19 protein-coding genes and 1 pseudogene are annotated in these 19630 nt (G+C 62.1%); 13 read left to right on the top strand and 7 right to left on the bottom strand.

From position 1 onward, the window contains the following. Positions 1-25 precede the first annotated feature (25 nt). On the bottom strand, positions 26-1558 hold the full coding sequence (locus MOV63_RS23530; protein WP_247037385.1) for a UxaA family hydrolase: 1533 nt from the start codon (positions 1556-1558) through the stop codon (positions 26-28). A 33-nt stretch (positions 1559-1591) separates the two neighbouring features. Then, entirely contained in the window at positions 1592-2293 is a 702-nt protein-coding gene (locus MOV63_RS23525; protein WP_041366313.1) for a FadR/GntR family transcriptional regulator, read from the bottom strand. 279 nt (positions 2294-2572) lie between these two features. On the opposite strand from MOV63_RS23525, the gene MOV63_RS23520 reads away from it, so the two are divergent. The 9 genes from MOV63_RS23520 to MOV63_RS23480 all read left to right on the top strand — a co-directional run bounded on the left by MOV63_RS23520 (position 2573) and on the right by MOV63_RS23480 (position 11559). Continuing rightward, positions 2573-4138, top strand: a complete 1566-nt coding sequence (locus MOV63_RS23520) for a sugar ABC transporter ATP-binding protein (protein WP_405029374.1) — start codon at positions 2573-2575, stop codon at positions 4136-4138. A gap of 9 nt (positions 4139-4147) precedes the next feature. Then, on the top strand, positions 4148-5176 hold the full coding sequence (locus MOV63_RS23515) for an ABC transporter permease (RefSeq protein ID WP_040124509.1): 1029 nt from the start codon (positions 4148-4150) through the stop codon (positions 5174-5176). Positions 5177-5273: 97 nt separating this feature from the next. After that, positions 5274-6215 carry an ABC transporter substrate-binding protein gene (locus MOV63_RS23510; RefSeq protein ID WP_040124508.1) on the top strand — a complete coding sequence of 314 codons (942 nt, stop codon included), beginning with the start codon at positions 5274-5276 and terminating at the stop codon, positions 6213-6215. Positions 6216-6290: 75 nt separating this feature from the next. Beyond that, the gene (locus MOV63_RS23505; RefSeq protein ID WP_247037383.1) at positions 6291-7304 is read left to right on the top strand and encodes an aldo/keto reductase; all 1014 of its coding nucleotides are present in this window, start codon (positions 6291-6293) and stop codon (positions 7302-7304) included. Positions 7305-7307: 3 nt separating this feature from the next. After that, a complete protein-coding gene (locus MOV63_RS23500; RefSeq protein ID WP_247037381.1) occupies positions 7308-8126 on the top strand; it encodes an amidohydrolase in 819 nt (272 codons plus the stop codon). A 4-nt stretch (positions 8127-8130) separates the two neighbouring features. Next, the gene (locus MOV63_RS23495) at positions 8131-9138 is read left to right on the top strand and encodes a zinc-binding alcohol dehydrogenase family protein (protein WP_247037379.1); all 1008 of its coding nucleotides are present in this window, start codon (positions 8131-8133) and stop codon (positions 9136-9138) included. Between the two features lie 11 nt (positions 9139-9149). After that, positions 9150-9479, top strand: a complete 330-nt coding sequence (locus MOV63_RS23490) for an L-rhamnose mutarotase (protein WP_247037443.1) — start codon at positions 9150-9152, stop codon at positions 9477-9479. Between the two features lie 50 nt (positions 9480-9529). After that, on the top strand, positions 9530-10264 hold the full coding sequence (locus MOV63_RS23485; protein WP_247037377.1) for an SDR family oxidoreductase: 735 nt from the start codon (positions 9530-9532) through the stop codon (positions 10262-10264). Between the two features lie 17 nt (positions 10265-10281). Continuing rightward, positions 10282-11559, top strand: a complete 1278-nt coding sequence (locus tag MOV63_RS23480; protein ID WP_247037374.1) for an L-fuconate dehydratase — start codon at positions 10282-10284, stop codon at positions 11557-11559. Here the strand turns inward: MOV63_RS23480 and MOV63_RS23475 are convergent. Next, complete coding sequence (locus MOV63_RS23475; RefSeq protein ID WP_247037366.1) at positions 11556-12989, bottom strand: mannitol dehydrogenase family protein; 1434 nt, start codon at positions 12987-12989, stop codon at positions 11556-11558. The genes MOV63_RS23480 and MOV63_RS23475 overlap by 4 nt on opposite strands. A gap of 251 nt (positions 12990-13240) precedes the next feature. On the opposite strand from MOV63_RS23475, the gene MOV63_RS23470 reads away from it, so the two are divergent. Both MOV63_RS23470 and MOV63_RS23465 read left to right on the top strand, forming a co-directional pair. Beyond that, positions 13241-13810: a hypothetical protein gene (locus MOV63_RS23470; protein WP_247037364.1), complete on the top strand. Its 570-nt coding sequence runs from the start codon at positions 13241-13243 to the stop codon at positions 13808-13810. Positions 13811-13907: 97 nt separating this feature from the next. Continuing rightward, complete coding sequence (locus MOV63_RS23465) at positions 13908-15191, top strand: cystathionine gamma-synthase family protein (RefSeq protein ID WP_247037362.1); 1284 nt, start codon at positions 13908-13910, stop codon at positions 15189-15191. Between the two features lie 412 nt (positions 15192-15603). Here MOV63_RS23465 and MOV63_RS23460 read toward each other — a convergent pair whose 3' ends face one another. Continuing rightward, a complete protein-coding gene (locus MOV63_RS23460; RefSeq protein ID WP_247037360.1) occupies positions 15604-16251 on the bottom strand; it encodes a hypothetical protein in 648 nt (215 codons plus the stop codon). Positions 16252-16723: 472 nt separating this feature from the next. Here MOV63_RS23460 and MOV63_RS23455 point away from each other — a divergent pair, with 472 nt between their 5' ends. Beyond that, positions 16724-16963: a helix-turn-helix transcriptional regulator gene (locus tag MOV63_RS23455; protein ID WP_040124497.1), complete on the top strand. Its 240-nt coding sequence runs from the start codon at positions 16724-16726 to the stop codon at positions 16961-16963. Between the two features lie 241 nt (positions 16964-17204). Next, positions 17205-17368, top strand: a pseudogene (locus MOV63_RS23450) (transcriptional regulator); the annotation flags it as partial. Positions 17369-17426: 58 nt separating this feature from the next. Here the strand turns inward: MOV63_RS23450 and MOV63_RS23445 are convergent. From MOV63_RS23445 to MOV63_RS23435, 3 genes are all read right to left on the bottom strand, one after another. Then, entirely contained in the window at positions 17427-18344 is a 918-nt protein-coding gene (locus MOV63_RS23445; RefSeq protein ID WP_040124495.1) for a nucleotidyl transferase AbiEii/AbiGii toxin family protein, read from the bottom strand. Continuing rightward, on the bottom strand, positions 18337-19107 hold the full coding sequence (locus MOV63_RS23440) for a type IV toxin-antitoxin system AbiEi family antitoxin (protein ID WP_258719284.1): 771 nt from the start codon (positions 19105-19107) through the stop codon (positions 18337-18339). Before MOV63_RS23440 ends, MOV63_RS23445 begins: the two co-directional genes overlap by 8 nt. A 305-nt stretch (positions 19108-19412) precedes the next feature. Further along, positions 19413-19630, bottom strand: a 218-nt coding sequence (locus MOV63_RS23435) for a YdeI/OmpD-associated family protein (protein ID WP_247037356.1), incomplete at its 5' end; no start/stop codon positions are given.

Here is a 19630-nt window from a genome sequence, read left to right as displayed (position 1 = left end):
ACGGCCTAACTTTCGGGGCAGCGGCTCACGTCACCGCCCCGACCTGCCACGGCACGAATTCGTTGTCGCCGTAGTCATAGATTTCGCTCAGCGTCTTTTTGCCCGAGGCCACCGCGATCACGTCCTCGAAAATCCGCAGTCCCGCCTGTTCGATCGTCTCCTCGCCGGTGACGATGCCGCCGCAGTTCAGGTCCATGTCTTCCTTCATGTGCTCGTACATTTCGGAATTGGTGGCGATCTTGATGCAGGGCGACGGCTTGAAGCCCGAAACCGATCCGCGGCCGGTGGTGAAACAGATGACATTGCAGCCGCCCGCCACCTGCCCCGTCACGGCGACGGGATCGTAGCCGGGCGTATCCATGAACACGAAACCCGGCTCCGTAACCGTCTCCGCAAATTCGTAGACCGCCTTCAACGGCATCGAACCGCCCTTGGCGACGGCGCCAAGCGATTTTTCGAGGATGGTGGTCAGGCCACCGAGTTTGTTGCCGTGTGACGGGTTGTTGTTCAGCTCGTCGCCGTTGCGGGCGGTATAGTCCCGCCACCAGTCGATCCGCTGCAGAAGTTTCTCTGCCACGTCCGGCGTCACCGCGCGGCGGGTGAGCAGATGCTCGGCCCCGTAGATCTCCGGCGTTTCCGACAGCACCGTGGTGCCGCCGTTGCGGACGATCAGGTCTGAGGCGTACCCCAGCGCCGGATTGGCGGAAATCCCGGAATAACCGTCCGAGCCGCCGCATTCGAGCGCCAGCTTCAGTTTCGACAGAGGCTGCGGCGTGCGCGTCGCGGAATTCACGCCGGGCAGCATTTCCTTGATGATCGCAATTGCCGCATCGATGGTCTTGCGGGTGCCGCCATGCTGCTGGATGTTCATCGTCCGCAGCCGTTCGCCCTCTTCCATGCGGTAATGTTCGAGGATCGGGGCAATCTGGTTGGTTTCGCAGCCGAGGCCGATCATCAGGATGCCGCCAAAATTCGGATGCCGCGCATATCCCTGGATGGTGCGGATCAGCAGCCGGTAACCTTCCGACTTGTTGTTGAGCGCACAGCCGCCGCCATGGGTCAGCGCCACGACGCCGTCGATATTGTCGAAACCGTCCAGTCCGCCCAAGCGGTTGAAATAGTCGGCGATGTAACGCGATACGGTGGCCGAACAGTTCACCGACGAGATGACGCCGATATAGTTGCGGGTGCCGGCGCCGCCGAGGCCCCGGTCGTAGCCCATGAAGGTGCGCCGCTCGGCTTCCGGCAGCATGCCCTTCTCTTCGATATCGACGCTGAACTGGTGTTCGTGCTCGGAGGGCAGCATGGCGAGATTATGCAGGTGCACATGGCTGCCGGGGGCGATGTCCTGCGTTGCGACGCCGATCACCTGGCCGTATTTTTTCACCTCGCCGCCGTTCGGTATCGCCCTGATCGCCACCTTGTGGCCACGGCCGATCAGCTCGCGGGCCGCAAGATCGCCGAAACCGGTCGGGGCGCCGGCTTGCATCGACCGCCGCGCGACGCCGACATCGTCGATCGGGTTCAAGATGATGATGGGTGAAGCCGCAAAGTCCATTTTTTGTTTCCTCCCGAAACAGCCACAGGATTATCACCGCGTCTCGTGATTCATCCAGCGCTGTTTCGATTCCTCCAGATGTGCATGCATCATCGCTTGGGCGAGAAGCGGGTTGCGCGCCTCCAGCGCCGCATAGATCGCCTCGTGCTCGCTCAACGCAAGCCCCCAAGTTTCCGGCGATTCGAATCTGGCCCGGATCTGAGCCGACATCGGGCTGTGGCGCTCGTCGAACAGGTCTCCGACGATATGCGCCAGCACCGAATTGCCCGACTGGCTGGCGATGGTCAGGTGGAAAAGCCGGTCAAGGTCGAGTGCCTTGCGCCCCTCGGCGATCTCGGTGCGCATCTGGTCGAGCGTCTGCCGCAGCGATCGCAATGTCTCCGGCGTGATCCGCGCCGAGGTCAGCAGAATGACCGCGCCTTCGACGGCAGCTCTTGCCTGCATCAGTTCGAGCGGACTTTCGCCCATCGAGCCGCTTTGCCATGGCCGACGGTCCGGCTCGGCCGTCACGTAGATACCCGACCCCATTCGGATTTCGACGCTTCCGTCGATTTCGAGCGCAATCAGCGCTTCACGCAAGGACGGGCGCGAAACACCAAGCTGCTGGGCAAGCTCCCGCTCGGCCGGCAGGCGTGCGCCGGCCGGAAACTGGCCGCCCTGGATCAGCACTCGGATCTGGTCGGCAATCTGCTGATACAGCCGCCGCGGTTCTGCCGTCTTGATGGGTCCGTTCATGAATTTCATCGTCCTGACAATGTGGCCTTACCATATCAGGAGGTATGCGGAGAGCAACAATGAAATTTCTGTCGTTGATTTTTAATGACTTTAATCGCTTTTGCCTCTTGTTCTTTTTGCCGTCACGGGTCTGTGGCTGGGTTTTGAAAAATTGGCTTGACCACTTCCGTGCTCGGGTTTACCCATTATCAACGCCGGAGGGAGGAGCCGCCGGCGAATGGGCCTGAACGGCCCGAGGAGGCAAATTTGGAAAACCGTTCGGCCGAGCTTGGGCAGACTATGCATGGCGCCGCCATGTCGCCGGGCCGTGCCGCATTGGCTTCAACGACCCAGCCTCTGCTCCGCCTCGATAATATCAGCAAGGACTTTCCGGGTGTCAAAGCGCTTGCCAACGTCCATTTCGACCTCCGCCGCGGTGAAGTTCATGCCGTCTGCGGCGAAAACGGCGCCGGCAAATCGACGCTGATGAAGATCGTCAGCGGCGTCTACCAGCCGAGTTCAGGCACGATCACCTACAAGGGCGAGGAACGGCATTTCTCCTCGACGCGGGAATCCGAAGCCGCCGGCATCGCCATCATCCACCAGGAACTCAACCTGGTGCCGCACCTGACGGTGGCGGAAAACATCTATCTTGCCCGCGAGCCGCGCCGCGGTTTCCTCGGAGGAAGCTTTCTCGTCGACCGCAAGAAGCTGCGGGCCGATGCCAAGCGCTGCCTCGACCGGCTCGGGGTCGACATCAATCCGGATCGTCCGGTGCGGGGCCTGTCCGTCGCCCAGTGCCAGATGGTCGAGATCGCCAAGGCGCTGTCTCTGGACGCCGAAGTGCTGATCATGGACGAACCGACCTCCTCGCTGACCGAGCAGGAGACGAGGCTGTTGTTCAAGGTCATTCGCGACCTGAAGGCATCGGGCGTCGGCATCGTCTATATCTCGCACAGGCTCGACGAAATGTCCGAGATCGTCGACCGCGTCACGGTGCTGCGCGACGGCCGCTACATCTCCACCGACGATTTTGCCGCCACCAGCATCGATGCGATCGTCTCGAAAATGGTCGGCCGGTCGCTGGAGGAGAAGTTTCCGGAGCGGACGTCGGTTCCGAGCGACGAGGTCATCTTCTCGGCGCAAGGCCTTTCGCGCGCCGGCGTCTTCCGCGACATTTCCTTCACGCTGCGCCGCGGCGAAATCCTCGGCTTTGCCGGGCTGATGGGCGCCGGACGCACGGAAGTGGCGCGCGCCGTCTTCGGCGCCGATCCGCTCGATACCGGCACGGTCACCCTGCATGGCCATACGCTCACCATCGCCTCGCCGCGTGATGCGATCGCTGCCGGCATCGCCTATCTGTCCGAGGACCGCAAGGCGCAGGGGCTGGCGGTCAAGATGCCGGTCGATGCCAACATGACGCTCGCCAACATGGAAGCGGTCTCGAACCGTTTCGGGCTGATCGACTTTGCCAAACATGCGCGGGCGACGAAAGAATATATCGATCTCCTGAACATCCGGACGCCCTCGATCAAGCAGCCGGTGCGGCTGCTTTCGGGCGGCAACCAGCAGAAGATCATCATCGGCAAGTGGCTGTTCCGGAAGTCGAGAATACTGTTCTTCGACGAACCGACCCGGGGTATCGACGTGGGCGCCAAGCTGGCGATCTACCGGATCATGGACGAGCTTGCGGCAAACGGCATCGGCGTCGTGCTGATCAGTTCCGAGCTTCCGGAAATTCTCGGCATGACCGACCGCGTCGCCGTCTTCCACCAGGGCCGCATCACCGGCGTGCTGGAGACTGCGAAAACCGACCAGGAAGAGATCATGCGATACGCCTCCGGCTACGCTCGGTCGGCAGGATGAGGGCATAACATGGCTGAAATTATCGAAGTTGCGAAACAGAAGAGCGGCACGTTCAGCGACCGCCAGAAGGATATCATCCAGAAATTCGCCGCGCTCGGCAGCCTGTTCGTGCTGATTGGCGTCTTTTCGGCGACCAGCAGCGCCTTCTTCACCATCGACAACGGCATGACGGTGGCGCTGCAGGTGACCTCGATCGCCTTTCTCGGCATCGGCGCCACCTGCGTCATCATCACCGGCGGCATCGACCTGTCGGTCGGCTCGGTGCTGGCGCTTTCCGGAGTGGTCGCGGCGCTGGTGGTCAAGGATCTCGGAACGCCCGTCTGGCTCGGCATGATCTGCGGCATTCTCACCGGCTCGGCCTGTGGTTTGATCAACGCCATTCTCGTCACCAAGATGAAGCTGCCGCCGTTCATCGCCACGCTCGGCATGATGATGATCGCCCGCGGCGTGGCGCTGCAGATCACCGGGGCGCGGGCCGTCTCGGGGCTTGGCGAATCCTTCGGCGAGCTCGGCAACGGCTCGCTCTTCCGGGTCGTCAACATCGGCGCCGACGGTTTTCCGACCATCGTTTTTCCCGGCATCCCCTATCCGGTCATCCTGATGATCGCGATCGCGATCGCCGTCTCCTACATGCTCAACCGCTCGGTGCTTGGCCGGCATATCTATGCGGTCGGCTCGAACGCCGATGCGGCGCGGCTTTCCGGCGTCAACGTCACCCGCATCGTCAGCTTCACCTATGTTCTGTCCGGCACGCTCGCCGGCCTGACCGGCTGCGTGCTGATGTCGCGCCTCGTCACCGCCCAGCCGAACGAGGGCGTGATGTACGAGCTCGACGCGATCGCCAGCGCCGTCATCGGCGGCACCTCGCTGATCGGCGGCGTCGGCACCATTTCCGGAACCGCGATCGGCGCCTTCGTGATCGGCATCCTTCGCAACGGCCTCAACATGAACGGCGTCTCCGCCTTCACGCAGCAGATCATCATCGGCCTCGTCATCCTGGTCACCGTCTGGATCGACCAGCTGCGCAACCGCCGCTGAGATAAGGGCACGCGGACCTTTACCCGCGAGACGTCAAGGGAGTGAGGAGCTCTCTAAAAAACCGGCCGATTCAGGCCAACGAAAAGAGGAGGAAGACATGAAAAAGCTTGCTGCTGCACTGCTGACATCCGTGATCGCACTGACCGCGTTCTCGGCTCAGGCTGGCGAAATCGCCGTTATCGTGAAAACCGTCAATTCCACCTTCTGGCAGAATGTCCAGAAGGGCGCCGATGCCGCCATGAAGGCCGGCGGGGGCAGCAACACCATGACTTTCCAGGGACCGGCTGCGGAATCCGCGATCGCCGACCAGGTCAACATGGTCGAGAACGCCGTCAACCGCAAGGTTTCCGGCATCGTGCTGGCGCCGTCCGATCCAGACGCACTGGTTCCGGCCGTCAAGAAGGCCTGGGAAGCCCGCATCCCGGTCGTCATCGTCGACTCGCTGCTCGCCAAGGGATCCGAGCAGTATTACCAATCGTTCCTCGCCACCGACAACAAGAAGGCCGGCGAGCTTGCCGCCAAGGCGCTGATCGACAAGGTCGGCAAGGAAGGCAAGATCGCCGTGATGTCCTACGTCGCGGGCGCCGGTTCGGAAATCGGCCGCGTCGGCGGATTTACCGACTACATCAAGGCGAACTCGAAGCTGACCATCGTCGGACCGTTCTACTCGCAGTCCCAGATGGCGACCGCGCTCAACCAGACCACCGACGTGCTTGCCGCCAATTCCGACCTCAAGGGCATCTTCGGCGCCAACGAGCCGACGGCGATCGGCATGGGCCGCGCGCTGAAACAGTCCGGCAAGGCCGGCAAGGTGGTCGCGATCGGGTTTGACGGAAACCAGGACCTGCAAGAGTTCGTCAAAGACGGCACGCTTACCGCCATCGCGGTGCAGGGTTCGTTCCAGATGGGCGAACTCGGCGTCAAGACCGTGCTCCAGTCGATCAACAAGGAGAAGGTCGAAAAGTTCGTCGATACCGGTGTCGTCGTCGTCACCAAGGACAATATCGACAAGCCGGAAGCCAAGAACGTACTCTACTAACCTTACCCCCAGCGGGCGCGCATCGCGAATGATGCGCGTCCGTGATCCTATTCCCAAAGGATTTCGGACGATCTCATGAATGTCACTGAGCGCCGCAAGCTGCCCCACGCCTCCGTCGAACTGACCCAGATGGGGCTCGGTTGTGCTCAGATGGGCAGTCTCTACCACAAGACCTCTTACGAAGAAGCGGCAGGCACCTTTGGAGCCGCCTGGGAGGCGGGCATCCGCTATTACGATACGGCGCCCTTCTACGGGTACACGCGCTCGGAACGGCGGCTGGGCACCATGCTGACGGACCTGCCTCGCGACGACTTCGTGCTCAGCACCAAGGTCGGCCGGCTCATGCAGCCGGACGAGACGGTCGGCTCGCAGGAAGATGGGTATGTCGAGCCGCTGCCCTTCCGGCCGGTCTTCGACTACAGCTATGACGGCATCATGTGGTCCTTCGAGGCAAGCCAGCAGCGGCTCGGCATCCTCAAGCCCGATATTCTCTACATCCATGATATCGGCAGCATGACCCATGGCGACCGGCATCAGCACTACTGGTACCAGCTGACCGCCGGCGGCGGATTTCGCGCGCTGAAGAAGCTGCGCGAGGAAGGGCTTACCAAGGCGGTCGGTCTCGGCGTCAACGAATGGGAGATCATCCGCGACGCGATGCAGGTCTTCGATATCGACGTCGCCATGCTCGCCGGCCGTTATACGCTGCTCGAACAGCAGAGCCTCTCGTTCATGGACGACTGCGCCAGCCAAGGAGTCGGCATCGTGGTGGCCGGGCCGTTTAATTCCGGCCTGCTCGCCGGCAATCGCAAATTCAATTATACTGACGCTCCTGCCGATATTCTCGCCCGCGTCGACGTGTTGCGCGCGGCCTGCGAGGAAGAGGGTGTCAGCCTGCAGGCGGCAGCATTGCAATTCCCCCTCGCCCATCCGGCCGTGGTGACCGTTGTCTCCGGCGCACGCACCGCCGAACAGATCAAGTCGAATGTCGACTGGTTCGGAGAAGAAATTCCGGCCTCCTTCTGGTCACGCCTGAAAGCCCGCGGACTGATCGCCGATGGCGCACCGCTGCCCGGTCAGGGGGGCTAAACCATGCGGATCGACGCGCATCAGCATTTCTGGCGAATTGCCGACCGGGTGGGCCAATGGCCGCCGCCCGAACTGCAGGCGATCCGTCGGGATTTCATGCCCGACGATATGCGCCCGCTTCTCGATGCCGCCGGGATCGACGGCACGGTGCTGGTGCAGACCATGGAGAGCGAGGTGGACACCGCCTTCATGCTCGATCTCGCCGACAGCACCCCTTTCATCCTCGGCGTGGTCGGCTGGACCGATATGAAGGCGCCCGGCGCGCCGGCAGCCATTGCCCGGCTGGCCCGGCATCCGAAGCTCAAAGGGCTGCGGCCGATGCTGCAGGATATCGCCGACGACCACTGGATCGGCAACCCTGCGCTCGATGCAGCCGTGGCAGCCATGCTCGAACACCATCTGGTCTTCGATGCACTTGTGCTGCCGCGCCATCTCGAACCGCTGCTTGCCTTCGCCCGGCGACACCCCGATCTGCCGATCGTCATCGACCACGGTGCCAAACCGCCGATTTCGGAGGGCCGTTTCATCGACTGGTATGCGCGCATGAAAGTGCTCGCCGAACTGCCGAACGTTCATTGCAAGCTTTCCGGCCTGCTGACGGAGGCCGGCGACCAGAAACCCCAGGCGGTGCGGCCTTATGCCGAAACCATATTCGACCTGTTCGGCCCCGAGCGGGTCATCTGGGGCAGCGATTGGCCGGTGCTGAGGCTTGCCGGAGATTACCAAGCCTGGCTGGATCAATGCCTCGATATCGTGCCCGCCGACGCTCATGGCGAGGTCTTCGGCGGCAGTGCCCAGCGTTTCTATCGGCTCGGAGCGTAAAATTATGTTGACGATCATCTGCGATGCACCGGGAAAACTCAGCGCCATCGACCGTCCCAAGCCTCTTCGCGGTGAAGGCGAAGTGCTGGTGAAACTGCGGCGCATCGGCGTCTGCGGTACCGACCTGCATATCTTCACCGGCAATCAGCCCTATCTCTCCTATCCGCGTGTCATGGGCCACGAGCTCGCCGGCACGGTCGAGGAAGCACCGGCCGGCAGTGCGCTTGAGGTCGGCGATGCCGTCTCGATCATGCCCTATATCTCCTGCGGCCATTGCCATGCCTGCCTCAAGGGCCGGACCAATTGCTGCCGCAACCTCGGCGTCCTCGGCGTGCATCGCGACGGCGGCATGACCGAATATCTGAGCCTGCCGGAAGAATTCGTGCTGAAGGCTGACGGCCTGTCGCTCGATCAGGCGGCGATGGTGGAGTTCCTGGCGATCGGCGCCCATGCGGTTGCCCGCGCCAGGATCGAGCCGGGACAGAGCGTTCTGGTCACCGGCGCCGGTCCGATCGGGCTGGCGGTCGCAATCTTCGCGACGCTCGAGGGCGCAGCGGTGACGCTTCTCGACAGCCGTGCGGACAGGCTGGATTTCGCCCGCGACCGGCTTGGGCTCACATCCACGGTTCAACTCGGTCCGGACGACCACGCGCAGCTTTCGGCGCTGACCGGTGGCGATTTCTTCGACGCCGTCTTCGATGCGACGGGCAATCCGAAAGCCATCGAACGCGGCTTCGGTTTCGTCGCCCATGGCGGCACCTACGTGCTCGTCTCGATCGTTTCGAGCGACATCACCTTCTCCGATCCGGAATTCCACAAGCGCGAGACGACGCTGCTCGGCAGCCGCAATGCGACGGCCGTGGATTTCGAGCGGGTGATGCAGGCCATGCGCGAGGGCAAGATCCCCTCGGCCCTGATCACCCATAGAATGATGCTGTCGGAAGTACCGGAACGTTTTCCGGGACTGACCGATCCGGCGGCCGGCGTCGTCAAGGCGCTGGTGGAAGTCTAGAGGAGGCGATGATGCAGCGAATGGGCATGGTGATCGGCATCGAGCCGCAGATGATCGCGGAATACAAGCGCCTGCACGCCGACGTCTGGCCGGAAGTGCTCGCCCTCATCAGCCGTGCCAACATCAGGAACTACACGATCTTCCTGCGCGAGCCGGAAAACCTGCTGTTCGGAACCTGGGAATATCATGGCAGCGATTTCGAAGCCGACATGGCGAAAATAGCCGCCGACCCTAAGAATCAGGAATGGTGGTCGCTGACCATCCCTTGCCAAAAGCCGCTCGATAGCCGCAAGCAAGGTGAGTGGTGGGCGATGATGGAAGAGGTCTTTCATCTGGATTGAGGATTTCCTCAATCAGACTGACGGCCGGCCGGATAATTCGAGGATAAGACATGACGATCAGACTTGATGGAAAAACCGCATTCGTGACCGCCGCAGGCCAGGGCATCGGCCGGGCAGCGGCGCTCGCCTTTGCAGAAGCCGGCGCGACGGTCCATGCGACCGATATCAACGAAAGCCTGCTGGCCGCGCTGCCGAAACTCGACAATCTGAAGACGGCAAGGCTCGACGTGCTCGACAACGCGGCGATCGTCGCCTGTGTCGAGCGCATCGGCACGGTCGACATCCTCTTCAACTGTGCCGGCTTCGTCCATGGGGGTTCGATCCTCGATATGAAGGACAGCGATTTCGACTTCGCCCTCGACCTCAACGTCAGGGCGATGATCCGCACCATCCGGGCCGTGCTGCCCGGCATGCTGGCGAAGAAGGATGGCGCGATCATCAACATGTCGTCCGTCGCTTCCAGCATCAAGGGCGTGCCGAACCGCTTCGCCTATGGCGTCACCAAGGCGGCCGTGATCGGGCTCACCAAATCCGTCGCCGCCGATTATGTGACCGACGGCATCCGCTGCAACGCCATCTGCCCCGGCACCGTCGAAAGCCCTTCGCTGCAGGACCGCATGCGGGCCCAGGGCAATTACGACGATGCTCGCGCCGCCTTCATCGCCCGCCAGCCGATGGGCCGGCTCGGCACCCCGGAAGAAATCGCCGAGCTCGCCCTCTATCTCGCCGGCGCTACCTATACGTCAGGCCAGGCTTACGCTATCGACGGCGGCTGGACCATCTGAGGCAATACGAGAGAACCATGACCCGCATCACCGATCTCCGCGTCTTCGATCTTCGTTTCCCCACATCGCAGAGCCTCGACGGCTCCGACGCGATGAACCCGGACCCGGATTATTCGGCAGCCTATGTCATCCTCGATACCGATAGCGGAGATCTTGCCGGCCACGGCCTGACCTTCACGATCGGGCGGGGCAACGACATCTGCTGCATGGCGATCAAGGCGATGCGGCACCTGGTGGTCGGACAGGAACTCGAAACCTTCGCCAAGGCGCCCGGAAAATTCTGGCGGCATCTGACCAGCGACAGCCAGCTGCGCTGGATCGGGCCTGACAAGGGCGCCATCCACCTCGCCACCGGCGCGGTCGTCAACGCCTTCTGGGATCTGCTCGCCAAGCAGAAGGGCAAGCCGGTCTGGCAGCTGGTTGCGGAGATGTCGGCGGAAGAGATCGCCGATATCGTCGATTATCGCTACCTGACCGACGTGCTGTCGCGCGAGGATGCGCTGTCGATCCTCAAACGCGCCGAAGCGGGCAAGGCTGAGCGCATCGAGGTGCTGAAGCGCGAGGGTTATGCCTGCTACACGACCTCGGCCGGCTGGCTCGGTTATCCGGAAGAGAAGCTGCGCCGGCTGTGCCATGAAGCCGTCGATGCAGGTTTCAACCATGTGAAGATGAAGGTCGGCCGCGATCTTGAAGACGATATCAGGCGCCTGACCATCGCCCGCGAAGTGATCGGTCCCGACCGTTACCTGATGATCGATGCCAACCAGGTCTGGGAAGTCGGCCAGGCGATCGAGTGGGTCAACAAACTCGCCTTTGCAAAGCCCTTCTTCATCGAGGAGCCGACAAGCCCCGACGACATTGCCGGCCACCGAAAAATCCGGGAGGCGATCGGTCCCGTAAAGGTCGCGACCGGCGAAATGTGCCAGAACCGCATCATGTTCAAGCAATTCATCGCCGAAGGCGCGATCGACATCGTTCAGATCGATTCATGCCGCATGGGCGGCCTGAACGAGGTGCTGGCGGTGCTGCTGGTCGCCGCGAAATACGGTCTTCCCGTCTGGCCGCATGCCGGCGGCGTCGGTCTCTGCGAATATGTGCAGCATCTGTCGATGATCGACTACATCGCCGTATCGGGCACCAAGGAAGGCCGGGTGATCGAATATGTCGACCACCTGCACGAGCACTTCGTCGAGCCCTGCATCATCGAAAACGCCGCCTATATGCCGCCGGTGCGGCCCGGCTTCTCGATCGAGATGAAACCGCAATCGATCGCCGACTACACGTTTCGAGGCTAGAGTTTCTCAAGCTCCGCATTCACCCGCGCACGCCATGCGCTATTCTCCGTGAGGGCCTGGGGGAACAGGCCCGCAATTGCGAAGAACGGTGCCGACGGATCGTCCGCCGTCATCCCTGCGGCGGCGGCCTTCAGCTCACTCGCGCGCGGATCGTTGATCTCCGCGGTCTTGCGAACATAGGCGATCCAGAGAGCCACAACGTAAGCTGCAGACGACGCATCTCCACCATTCGCCAAGGCTTCCACTGCCCCTGCGAAGATGCGCTGCGGCAGTTTCTGGGTGCCGTCCATGGCGATCTGCTGCGTCTTGTGGGCGATCGTCGGGTTCTCGAAGCGCTCGATCAGTTGGTCCATATAGCCGTCGAGATCGATGCCCGGCACCGGATCGAGGGTCTTCACCGCCTCCGCCATGTGGCGGCGCACCAGTGCCCGGTATTCCGGCACGGCCATGACGTCGCGGACGAAGGTGAGGTCCTTCAGCTGGCCGAGATAGGCGACCAGCGAATGGGAGCCGTTGAGCAGCCGCAGCTTCATCTTTTCATAAGGCTCGACGTCGTCGACGAAAAGCGCGCCGCCGGCTTCCCATTTCGGCCGGCCGGCGAGAAAATGGTCTTCGACCACCCATTGCATGAAGGGTTCGGTGCTGAGCGCCAGCCTGTCCTCGGCGCCAATCAGCTCTTCCGCAAGGGCACGGGTCACGTCGGTCGCGGCCGGCACGATGCGGTCGACCATGCTGGACGGAAAGGCGCCATGGCCGGCGATCCAGCTGGCGAGCGCCGGATCGCAGGCACCCGCCATCTCTATCACCAGTTTGCGGACGATGCGCCCATTGGTCGGCAGGTTGTCGCAGCAAAGCACGGTGAAGGGCGGCAAGCCGGCGGCGTGGCGGCGCGAAAAACCTTCGACCAGGTAACCGATCACGCCGGTCGGCGATGTCGGATCGGCAAGATCGGCCTTGACGGACGGATGGTTGCGGTCGAGCCCGCCCGAGACCGGATCGATGCCATAAGCCTTTTCGGTGACGGTGATGGTGACGATCCGGATGGCCGGATCGGCCAGCAGCGCCAGGATTTCCGCCTGGTCCTCGGTGCCGGAAAGGCCCTTGGTGACCGAGCCGACGACCTGAGCACGGTCTCCCGCAGCGCTGCTGGCGACGACCGAATATAGCCCGTCCTGTGCCGCCAGATCCCGAACGATATCGACCGAACGTAAGCTGACGCCGACAATCCCCCAGTCACCGAACTCGGCGGCCAATGCGGCGTCGGTATAGACCGCCTGATGGGCCCGGTGGAACGCGCCGAGGCCGATATGCAGGATGCCGGGCTTCAGAAGGGCTCTGTCGTAACCGGGTGCTGCGACATCTGCGGGAAGTTCGGTGGAGGCGGAAAGGCGTGGCATTCTGATCATGATGCCCGACAGGTTCGCGGGCATCCTCCCTTTATTGACGCGAGCAGTGATAGCCTCCTCCAGGCGCGCGGGTCAACGGCAGATCCGGACTTTGCCGGCCGGAAACCAGAGGTTTCCGGCGCTGAATGCAGGTCCGCCGCCCGCGCCCGCGGCGCTTTCAAAACATGCAAAATCTGATAATGACTAACGACCGGTCGCGGGGGCGCCGGCATATTCGCACATTGACCGGGAACCGGTCGTATCTTGGGCCCGGGACATGTGACAGGGGGACATCTATGCGTCTGCTGGCAGTTCTTTCGATGGCGTTCGGCTTGGCTCTGGCGGGGTGCTCGCAGGTAGCGGAAAAAGCGGAAAATGCCGCCAACCGCTCCTTCACGAGCTATGCGATGGGCCGTCCCTATGCGGAAGTGGCGAATGTCAACCAGTCGACCCTGGCCCGGCTTTCCGGCTCCGACGCGACGTTCGGGCCGATGATCGGCGCGACGCCGCTGAAGAACGGGATGACGGTCTACCGGCATATCGCGCCTGCCGCGCGCACCGAGTCCGGTTCGAGCTTCGGTGGGCTGGTCGGCCGCTCGACCGTGTCGCAGAACAACCGGCTTTCCTATTTCCTGGTCGGCGCCGACGGCATCGTCAAGGACTGGGCGACCGGCTCGGTACAGGGCAATGTCAGCGACTGCGTGCAATATATCGGCGGCATCATCAACCGCTGCTCCGACATGCGCCAGGTTGAGGCCTCGCTTGCGCTCTACGACATGCGCGTGACGACCAGGGGCGGACAGCCGATCTCGGCCTGGGGAGAGCCGGCAGCCGCCGCGCCTCCGGCTGTGCCCGCAGCGCGCTGAGCAATCCGGCTTTCGCAGATAACGCCCCTTGGCGGCGGTTTTTCCGATATTATCTCCGGTCATGGCATCCGCTTTTTTTCACGCCAGGAGACCGACCATGCCCGCCCCGCATCCTTCGAAGACGCATATCGGCAATCATAAGCTCCATCCCGAAACGCAGATGCTGAACTACGGCTACGACCCGGAGCTTTCCGAAGGTGCGGTAAAGCCGCCGGTCTTCCTCACCTCCACCTTCGTGTTCAAGTCCGCCGAAGAGGGCCGCGACTTCTTCGACTTCGTCTCCGGCCGCCGCGAGCCGCCGGCGGGCACCGGGGCGGGGCTGGTCTATTCGCGCTTCAACCATCCCAACAGCGAGATCGTCGAGGACCGGCTGGCGGTCTATGAGCAGGCGGAGAGCTGCGTCCTGTTTTCCTCCGGCATGTCGGCGATCGCCACGACGCTGATGGCGTTCGTCAGGCCGGGCGACAGCGTGCTGCATTCGCAACCGCTTTATGGCGGCACCGAAACCCTGCTTTCGAAAACCTTCCTCAACATGGGCGTCGCGGCGGTCGGGTTCGCGGACGGGGTCAACGAGCAGTCGGTGACGGCGGCGGCCGAGGAGGCGATGGGCAAGGGCCGCGTTTCGGTGATCCTGATCGAGACGCCGGCGAACCCGACCAACAGCCTGGTGGACGTGGCGATGATCCGCCGGGTGGCCGAGGCGATCGGCAAAAAACAGGGGCACCGCCCGGTGATCGCCTGCGACAACACGCTGCTCGGCCCGGTCTTCCAGCGGCCGATCGAGCATGGGGCGGATATCTCGCTCTATTCGCTGACCAAATATGTCGGCGGCCATTCGGACCTGATCGCCGGCGCCGCTCTCGGCTCCAAGGCGGTGATGAAGCAGGTCAAGGCGCTGCGCGGGGCGATCGGCACGCAGCTCGATCCGCATTCCTGCTGGATGCTCGGCCGCAGCCTGGAAACGCTGTCGATCCGCATGGAAAAGGCCAATACCAACGCGCTGGCGGTCGCCGACTTTCTGCGCGGGCACCCGAATGTCGAGAACATCCACTATCTGCCTTATCACGACCCGGCATCGCCGGTCGGACAAGTGTTTGCGGCGCAGTGCACAGGCGGCGGCTCGACCTTCTCCTTCGACATCAGGGGCGGCCAGCCGGCCTCGTTCCGGTTTTTGAACGCGCTGCAGATCTTCAAGCTGGCGGTGAGCCTCGGGGGCACGGAATCGCTTGCCAGCCACCCGGCGACCATGACCCATTCCGGCGTGCCCGCCGAGGTGCGCCAGAGGATCGGCGTGCTCGATTCGACCATCCGCCTGTCGATCGGCATCGAGCACCCCGACGACCTGATCGCCGACCTGACGATCGCGCTCGACAAGGCGTGACCGGCGGACGGTCGCGCCTGGAACCGGCCGGCATCGGGGCGATCATTCGTCTGCGCCGCCGAGCCGCTTCATGCCCGACAGCACCTCCCGCTGACGCGCACCGCCAAGGCTGATACAGGGCGGAAAAGCGCCGTGGCAACCTGGCTTTGCGCGATGCGCTTCCGCAAGGAAACCTCTGCAGGCCTGGCCCGGCGGCAGGAAGAAAGGTCGCAGGCTTTCAGAAGCCTAGATAGGTCGTGAAATGCTGGATGAACTCGCGGGATTTCCGGCGTTTCGGCAACCCGTTGACTTGTTTCAGGTCAACCCGGGCAGGTAGGGTTCTTTATCCTCTTCCTCGAAGAGACGTCCGCACCTCCAGGGGGTCAATTTCTCATTTCGCCCGACACGAATATTCACGCCCTTTGTCAGCAGCTCACCCCGGATGCAGGCTCCCGCAAATCTGCATCAGATCAGAAAGAATGGTTCTGAGCTCCGGCCACGGCGCTTCCTCCAGGCCCGAGCCGGGGTCCTCTGTCTCCAGCACACAGTGCAGCTTTGCAGCGATGCCGGCGACGGATCGAGATGAGGTGTTCCAAAGCTCCTTTGCCAAGGCGTCCTCGACCTCTGCAATTTCCGCCTCCGCCTTCTTGGCGCTGGAGTAACCGATCCAAGCGTCAACCGTATTCCAGTCGGCACGGCGTGCCGCAAGCTCCGCTCGGGCCGCTCGTCGTGTCTCCGCCTGATCGGGGTTCGGGAGAAGGCGATCGATCTCTTCCGTGGTGTAGGCCCACATGAAACCGTCGCCCTCGGACAAGCCGATTTTCACACGTGGGAAGCTGCCAAGCTGACGAAGCATCTCGGTTTCGAGCTTCTGCTGACGACGGCAAGCCTCACTGCACAATCTGTGGGCTGCCAGCCAGTCTCTCCACAGCGAGACCACCGGATCGACGTGATCGGTCCCATCCCCTCCCCTCGCAGACTTGCCAACCGCTGGCGTCGCCGCTATCGACGCAGCAGCCGCGGCCAGGAACGTTCGGCATGTTGTATCGAGGGTGGCGCTCCTATCGCCGAAACAAGCCATGGAAATACCTCCGGTCATAACAAGATCCGTCAGGATCGCCCGCGGTCCGGAAAGCTCGGTTCGCTGAGGCGCCGCAGTTCCGAACGCAGTTGCCTTCGTGGGCAGCAGGGGAGAGCCGTTCTATGGCGGCACCTGCGACAGAGCGCGTGTGTGTAACGATAGGTGAATCGTGCGAGCGACCACACGCCCTGCCGCTTGGCTCCCTCCCCCGAACCCGCGGCTGTTACAGCGACGCAGACGCCTGGCCGCCGGCCGGCAGGTCACAGGGGAGAGCCATCCGGCAAACAATAGTTTTCGGCGGGTGATTGCAGGCAAAGTTCTGCTATTCTCAGAATCAGCCATGATCCAAGCTCCATACAGCTAGATTTGGTTAGGCTGCAGGGGTGGTACCAACATCCATGCAGCCGCTACTGCGAAACAAGATACAGGCTCGAACGACTATGCGCAATCAAAATCACTATGGCATGGTGATATGAGGGGAATCCAGTGCAAGTTGGCCCGCGTCGCACTTGATTGGGGAGTGCTGGATTTGGCGAACGCAGCGAAAGTTTCAACGCAGACCATCACTCGTCTCGAAAGGGGCGAAGAGTTACGCGCCGCCACACTTCATAAAATCAAAAGCGTTCTGGAAGGCGCTGGAATTGAATTCATTCCGGAGAATGGGGGCGGCGTAGGTGTGCGTTTCGCACGGGCGACCGGGTACGAGAAGTAGCGCCACTGTTCTAGACGCTCTTGGGCCTAAATTTAGACACGCTCGGGGCGGCCAAAAAGCTCACAAGATCCTCAAGCTCAACGGCTTCTGCTGAAACGGGCGAAGGTACTTTTCTGGTCTTCGCTATAAGTTGAGTTTGCGTTGCTGAGTCAGTGCCTACAGGTTGATTAGTGAGTTGGAGAATCAGCCTGTATCCTGATAATTGTCTCACTGAGATCAGCCTATGGTCTGAGAGACAGGGATGAAAAACGATGGTCGAAAAAGAGGGCGTCTGCGCTTCATGAAAGGCTTCGGGCGCTCCAACCGATTGACCGATTCAAGGCACCACCGAAAGGATGGGTGCGAGCGATACGCAACGCTCTTGGGATGACGGGTGGGCAGCTCGGCGCTCGCATTGGTGTGCGTCTTGCTCTCGCGAGGGAGTGATGGGGTCCGATAGCTGCGCAGCGATCGATGCGTCAGGCTAATCAAGTTTGGCCTTGAGCGCTTGGAGGCTTTGCATGTGTTTGGCGGGATTGTCGGATTTCAGTGTCGCCAGATTGTCCAGCTTCCATTGGACCGCAGGGAGATCGACGGCCTCGGCGAGGGGGAATAGCGACCAGTCCGGCTCGGCGTCCTTGAAGCCGAGAAGGAAAGCCTTGTCGTCGGGAGTCAGCGCCGCAGCGATCGCGTCCGTGAGGCGCGCGAGCGTCGCCTCATGATCGTCGTAGCTAAAATCGGTGAAGGCCATGCCGGCGAACTGGCCCGTGAAGGCCTCCCGACGATCCTTGGGTCTGGGTTTGAGCAGTTCGTTGATCGGACGCCCATGGCCGATCAGGGCGGCGAGAAAGCCGAACCTGACCTCGTCGGTGATACCTTCGGCGTCGAGAAGCAGGTACACATCGAACAGGTCGCGAGGATGCTGGCGGTCGAGCGCGGCGCAGATCTTCCCGCCGAACAGTTCGCCGTGGGAAACGACGGGGGCCTCCACGAACATTTCAAACTCGTCCTGCACGCGGGCCGTACAGGACATGAGCCGCGTCGGCATGAGATGACCGCGAAGCGTTGGATTGACTTCGATCTTGATCTGAACGCGGCCACGCTGGCAGTGCAGCTTGGCTTCGAGGCCGCCTGGCTGGACGACGAGCGTGACCCGGGTCTTGGCGACGGTCTTCTCGATGCGGGCCCTGATCCGCTGCAGCGCTTCGGAGATCGCGGCCAAGGCGGCATCTCGTGCGTCGAATGGCAAATAGGTGAGGTCAATGTCGACGGAGAGCCTGGGAAGATCACGCTCGAAGAGATTGATCGCCGTTCCGCCTTTGAGAGCGAACACCTTCTCCTCGGCAACGAGGGGAAGGACATCCAGCAGCAACCGCACTTGGTGTCTGTATGCCTCATTCATGGACGGCCAGTTCCTTGGGCACGATCAGGCGATGTTTGGCGATATAGACGCCGCCCTTCACCATCGCTCGGTCTCCGGTCCCCAAGTCAAGCGCGTTGGTGTGCAGATGAGAGAGAACCGGCAGGGAAGCCTTGTCCGCCATGAAGAGGAAAAGACGTTTGACCTTGATGGAGGCGCAGGCTTCCAGCAGCAACTGCATCAGAGCGGGGCGCAACGTTCGAAGGCCCTCCAGCACCTCAAAGGTCTCCATCAGATCGACCGTCTTCGGTGCCAGGTGCAGACATTCGAGAATGGCGCGCTCGGCTGTCGAGGCTTTCAGCCTGAACCCGCCCATCTCGGTGTCCCGGACGCCGAGATGGGCGGGCAGGAATTGTGTTTGTGTATGCCGAAGATCGACACCCCAATCATGGGTCTTGAACCAGCCGGGCAGAACGCCCCCCGTCTTGGAAAAAAGGAAGACGGTTTCGCGACCCAGCCGCATGTAATGGGCCGCCCCCTCCGATGCGAGTGCGCTCAGGGCGCCGACATGGACCTGCAGATCGAGCTGGGTTTGCAGACTGTAGAGGGCACCTTCCCAGGTCGGGGTCTCGCTGGGCCGCCGGAACACGCCCATTGCCACCGGTTCGAGCCAATGGCTGGAGACGTACTGTTGGGCGTGTTGAGGCGATACGCCCATGCCTTTGAGCCAGGCGCTGGTCGCCACCATTCCGGGGACCCACGCATCCAAAAGCGCCCTTAGTTTTTCACCTCGTGATATAGCCATAATGTATTACTGGCATAAATTGCACTGTTTATCAATCTATGGCGTCGCAGTGTCACCTTAGATCTATCGCCAGCGATACCCCTAAAATATACAGCGATGATAAATTCTGATGCGAACGGTAGGTTCTGATGGACTTCCACGCTTTTCGCCGAGCCGCTGTGATCTTCTGTATGTGGCCAAGCCTTTTGAGGCATTGGATGAACGCCGCGTATGCTAGTAGCGGACTTTCCGACCCCAAAGTGGACCAAGAGGCCTCATTTCCTAGACAAGGTGATAGGTTCTTTTTTGAATCGCCGCTGTGCCGCCTATTCAAGTTTTTCCAGCTTCGCGACCGCCTTTTCGAGCCGCGCGGCGCGGATTTTTGGGGTCGTAGCTTTGAGGAGCGGCAGTACGACCGCATACTGGCCGGTCTTGTCGAGCTTTTCGAAGGCAGCGCTAGCGGCGGCATTTTCAGCGAGCGCCGCCACCAGGTCATCCGGCAGGCCGGCCTCGCGCTGCGGCGCATAGGCGACCACCCAGCGCC

It is taken from the genome of Neorhizobium sp. SHOUNA12A (genome assembly GCF_023006505.1).
In the GTDB taxonomy this organism is placed as follows: domain Bacteria; phylum Pseudomonadota; class Alphaproteobacteria; order Rhizobiales; family Rhizobiaceae; genus Neorhizobium.
This window is presented reverse-complemented; position numbering and strand designations above follow the sequence as displayed.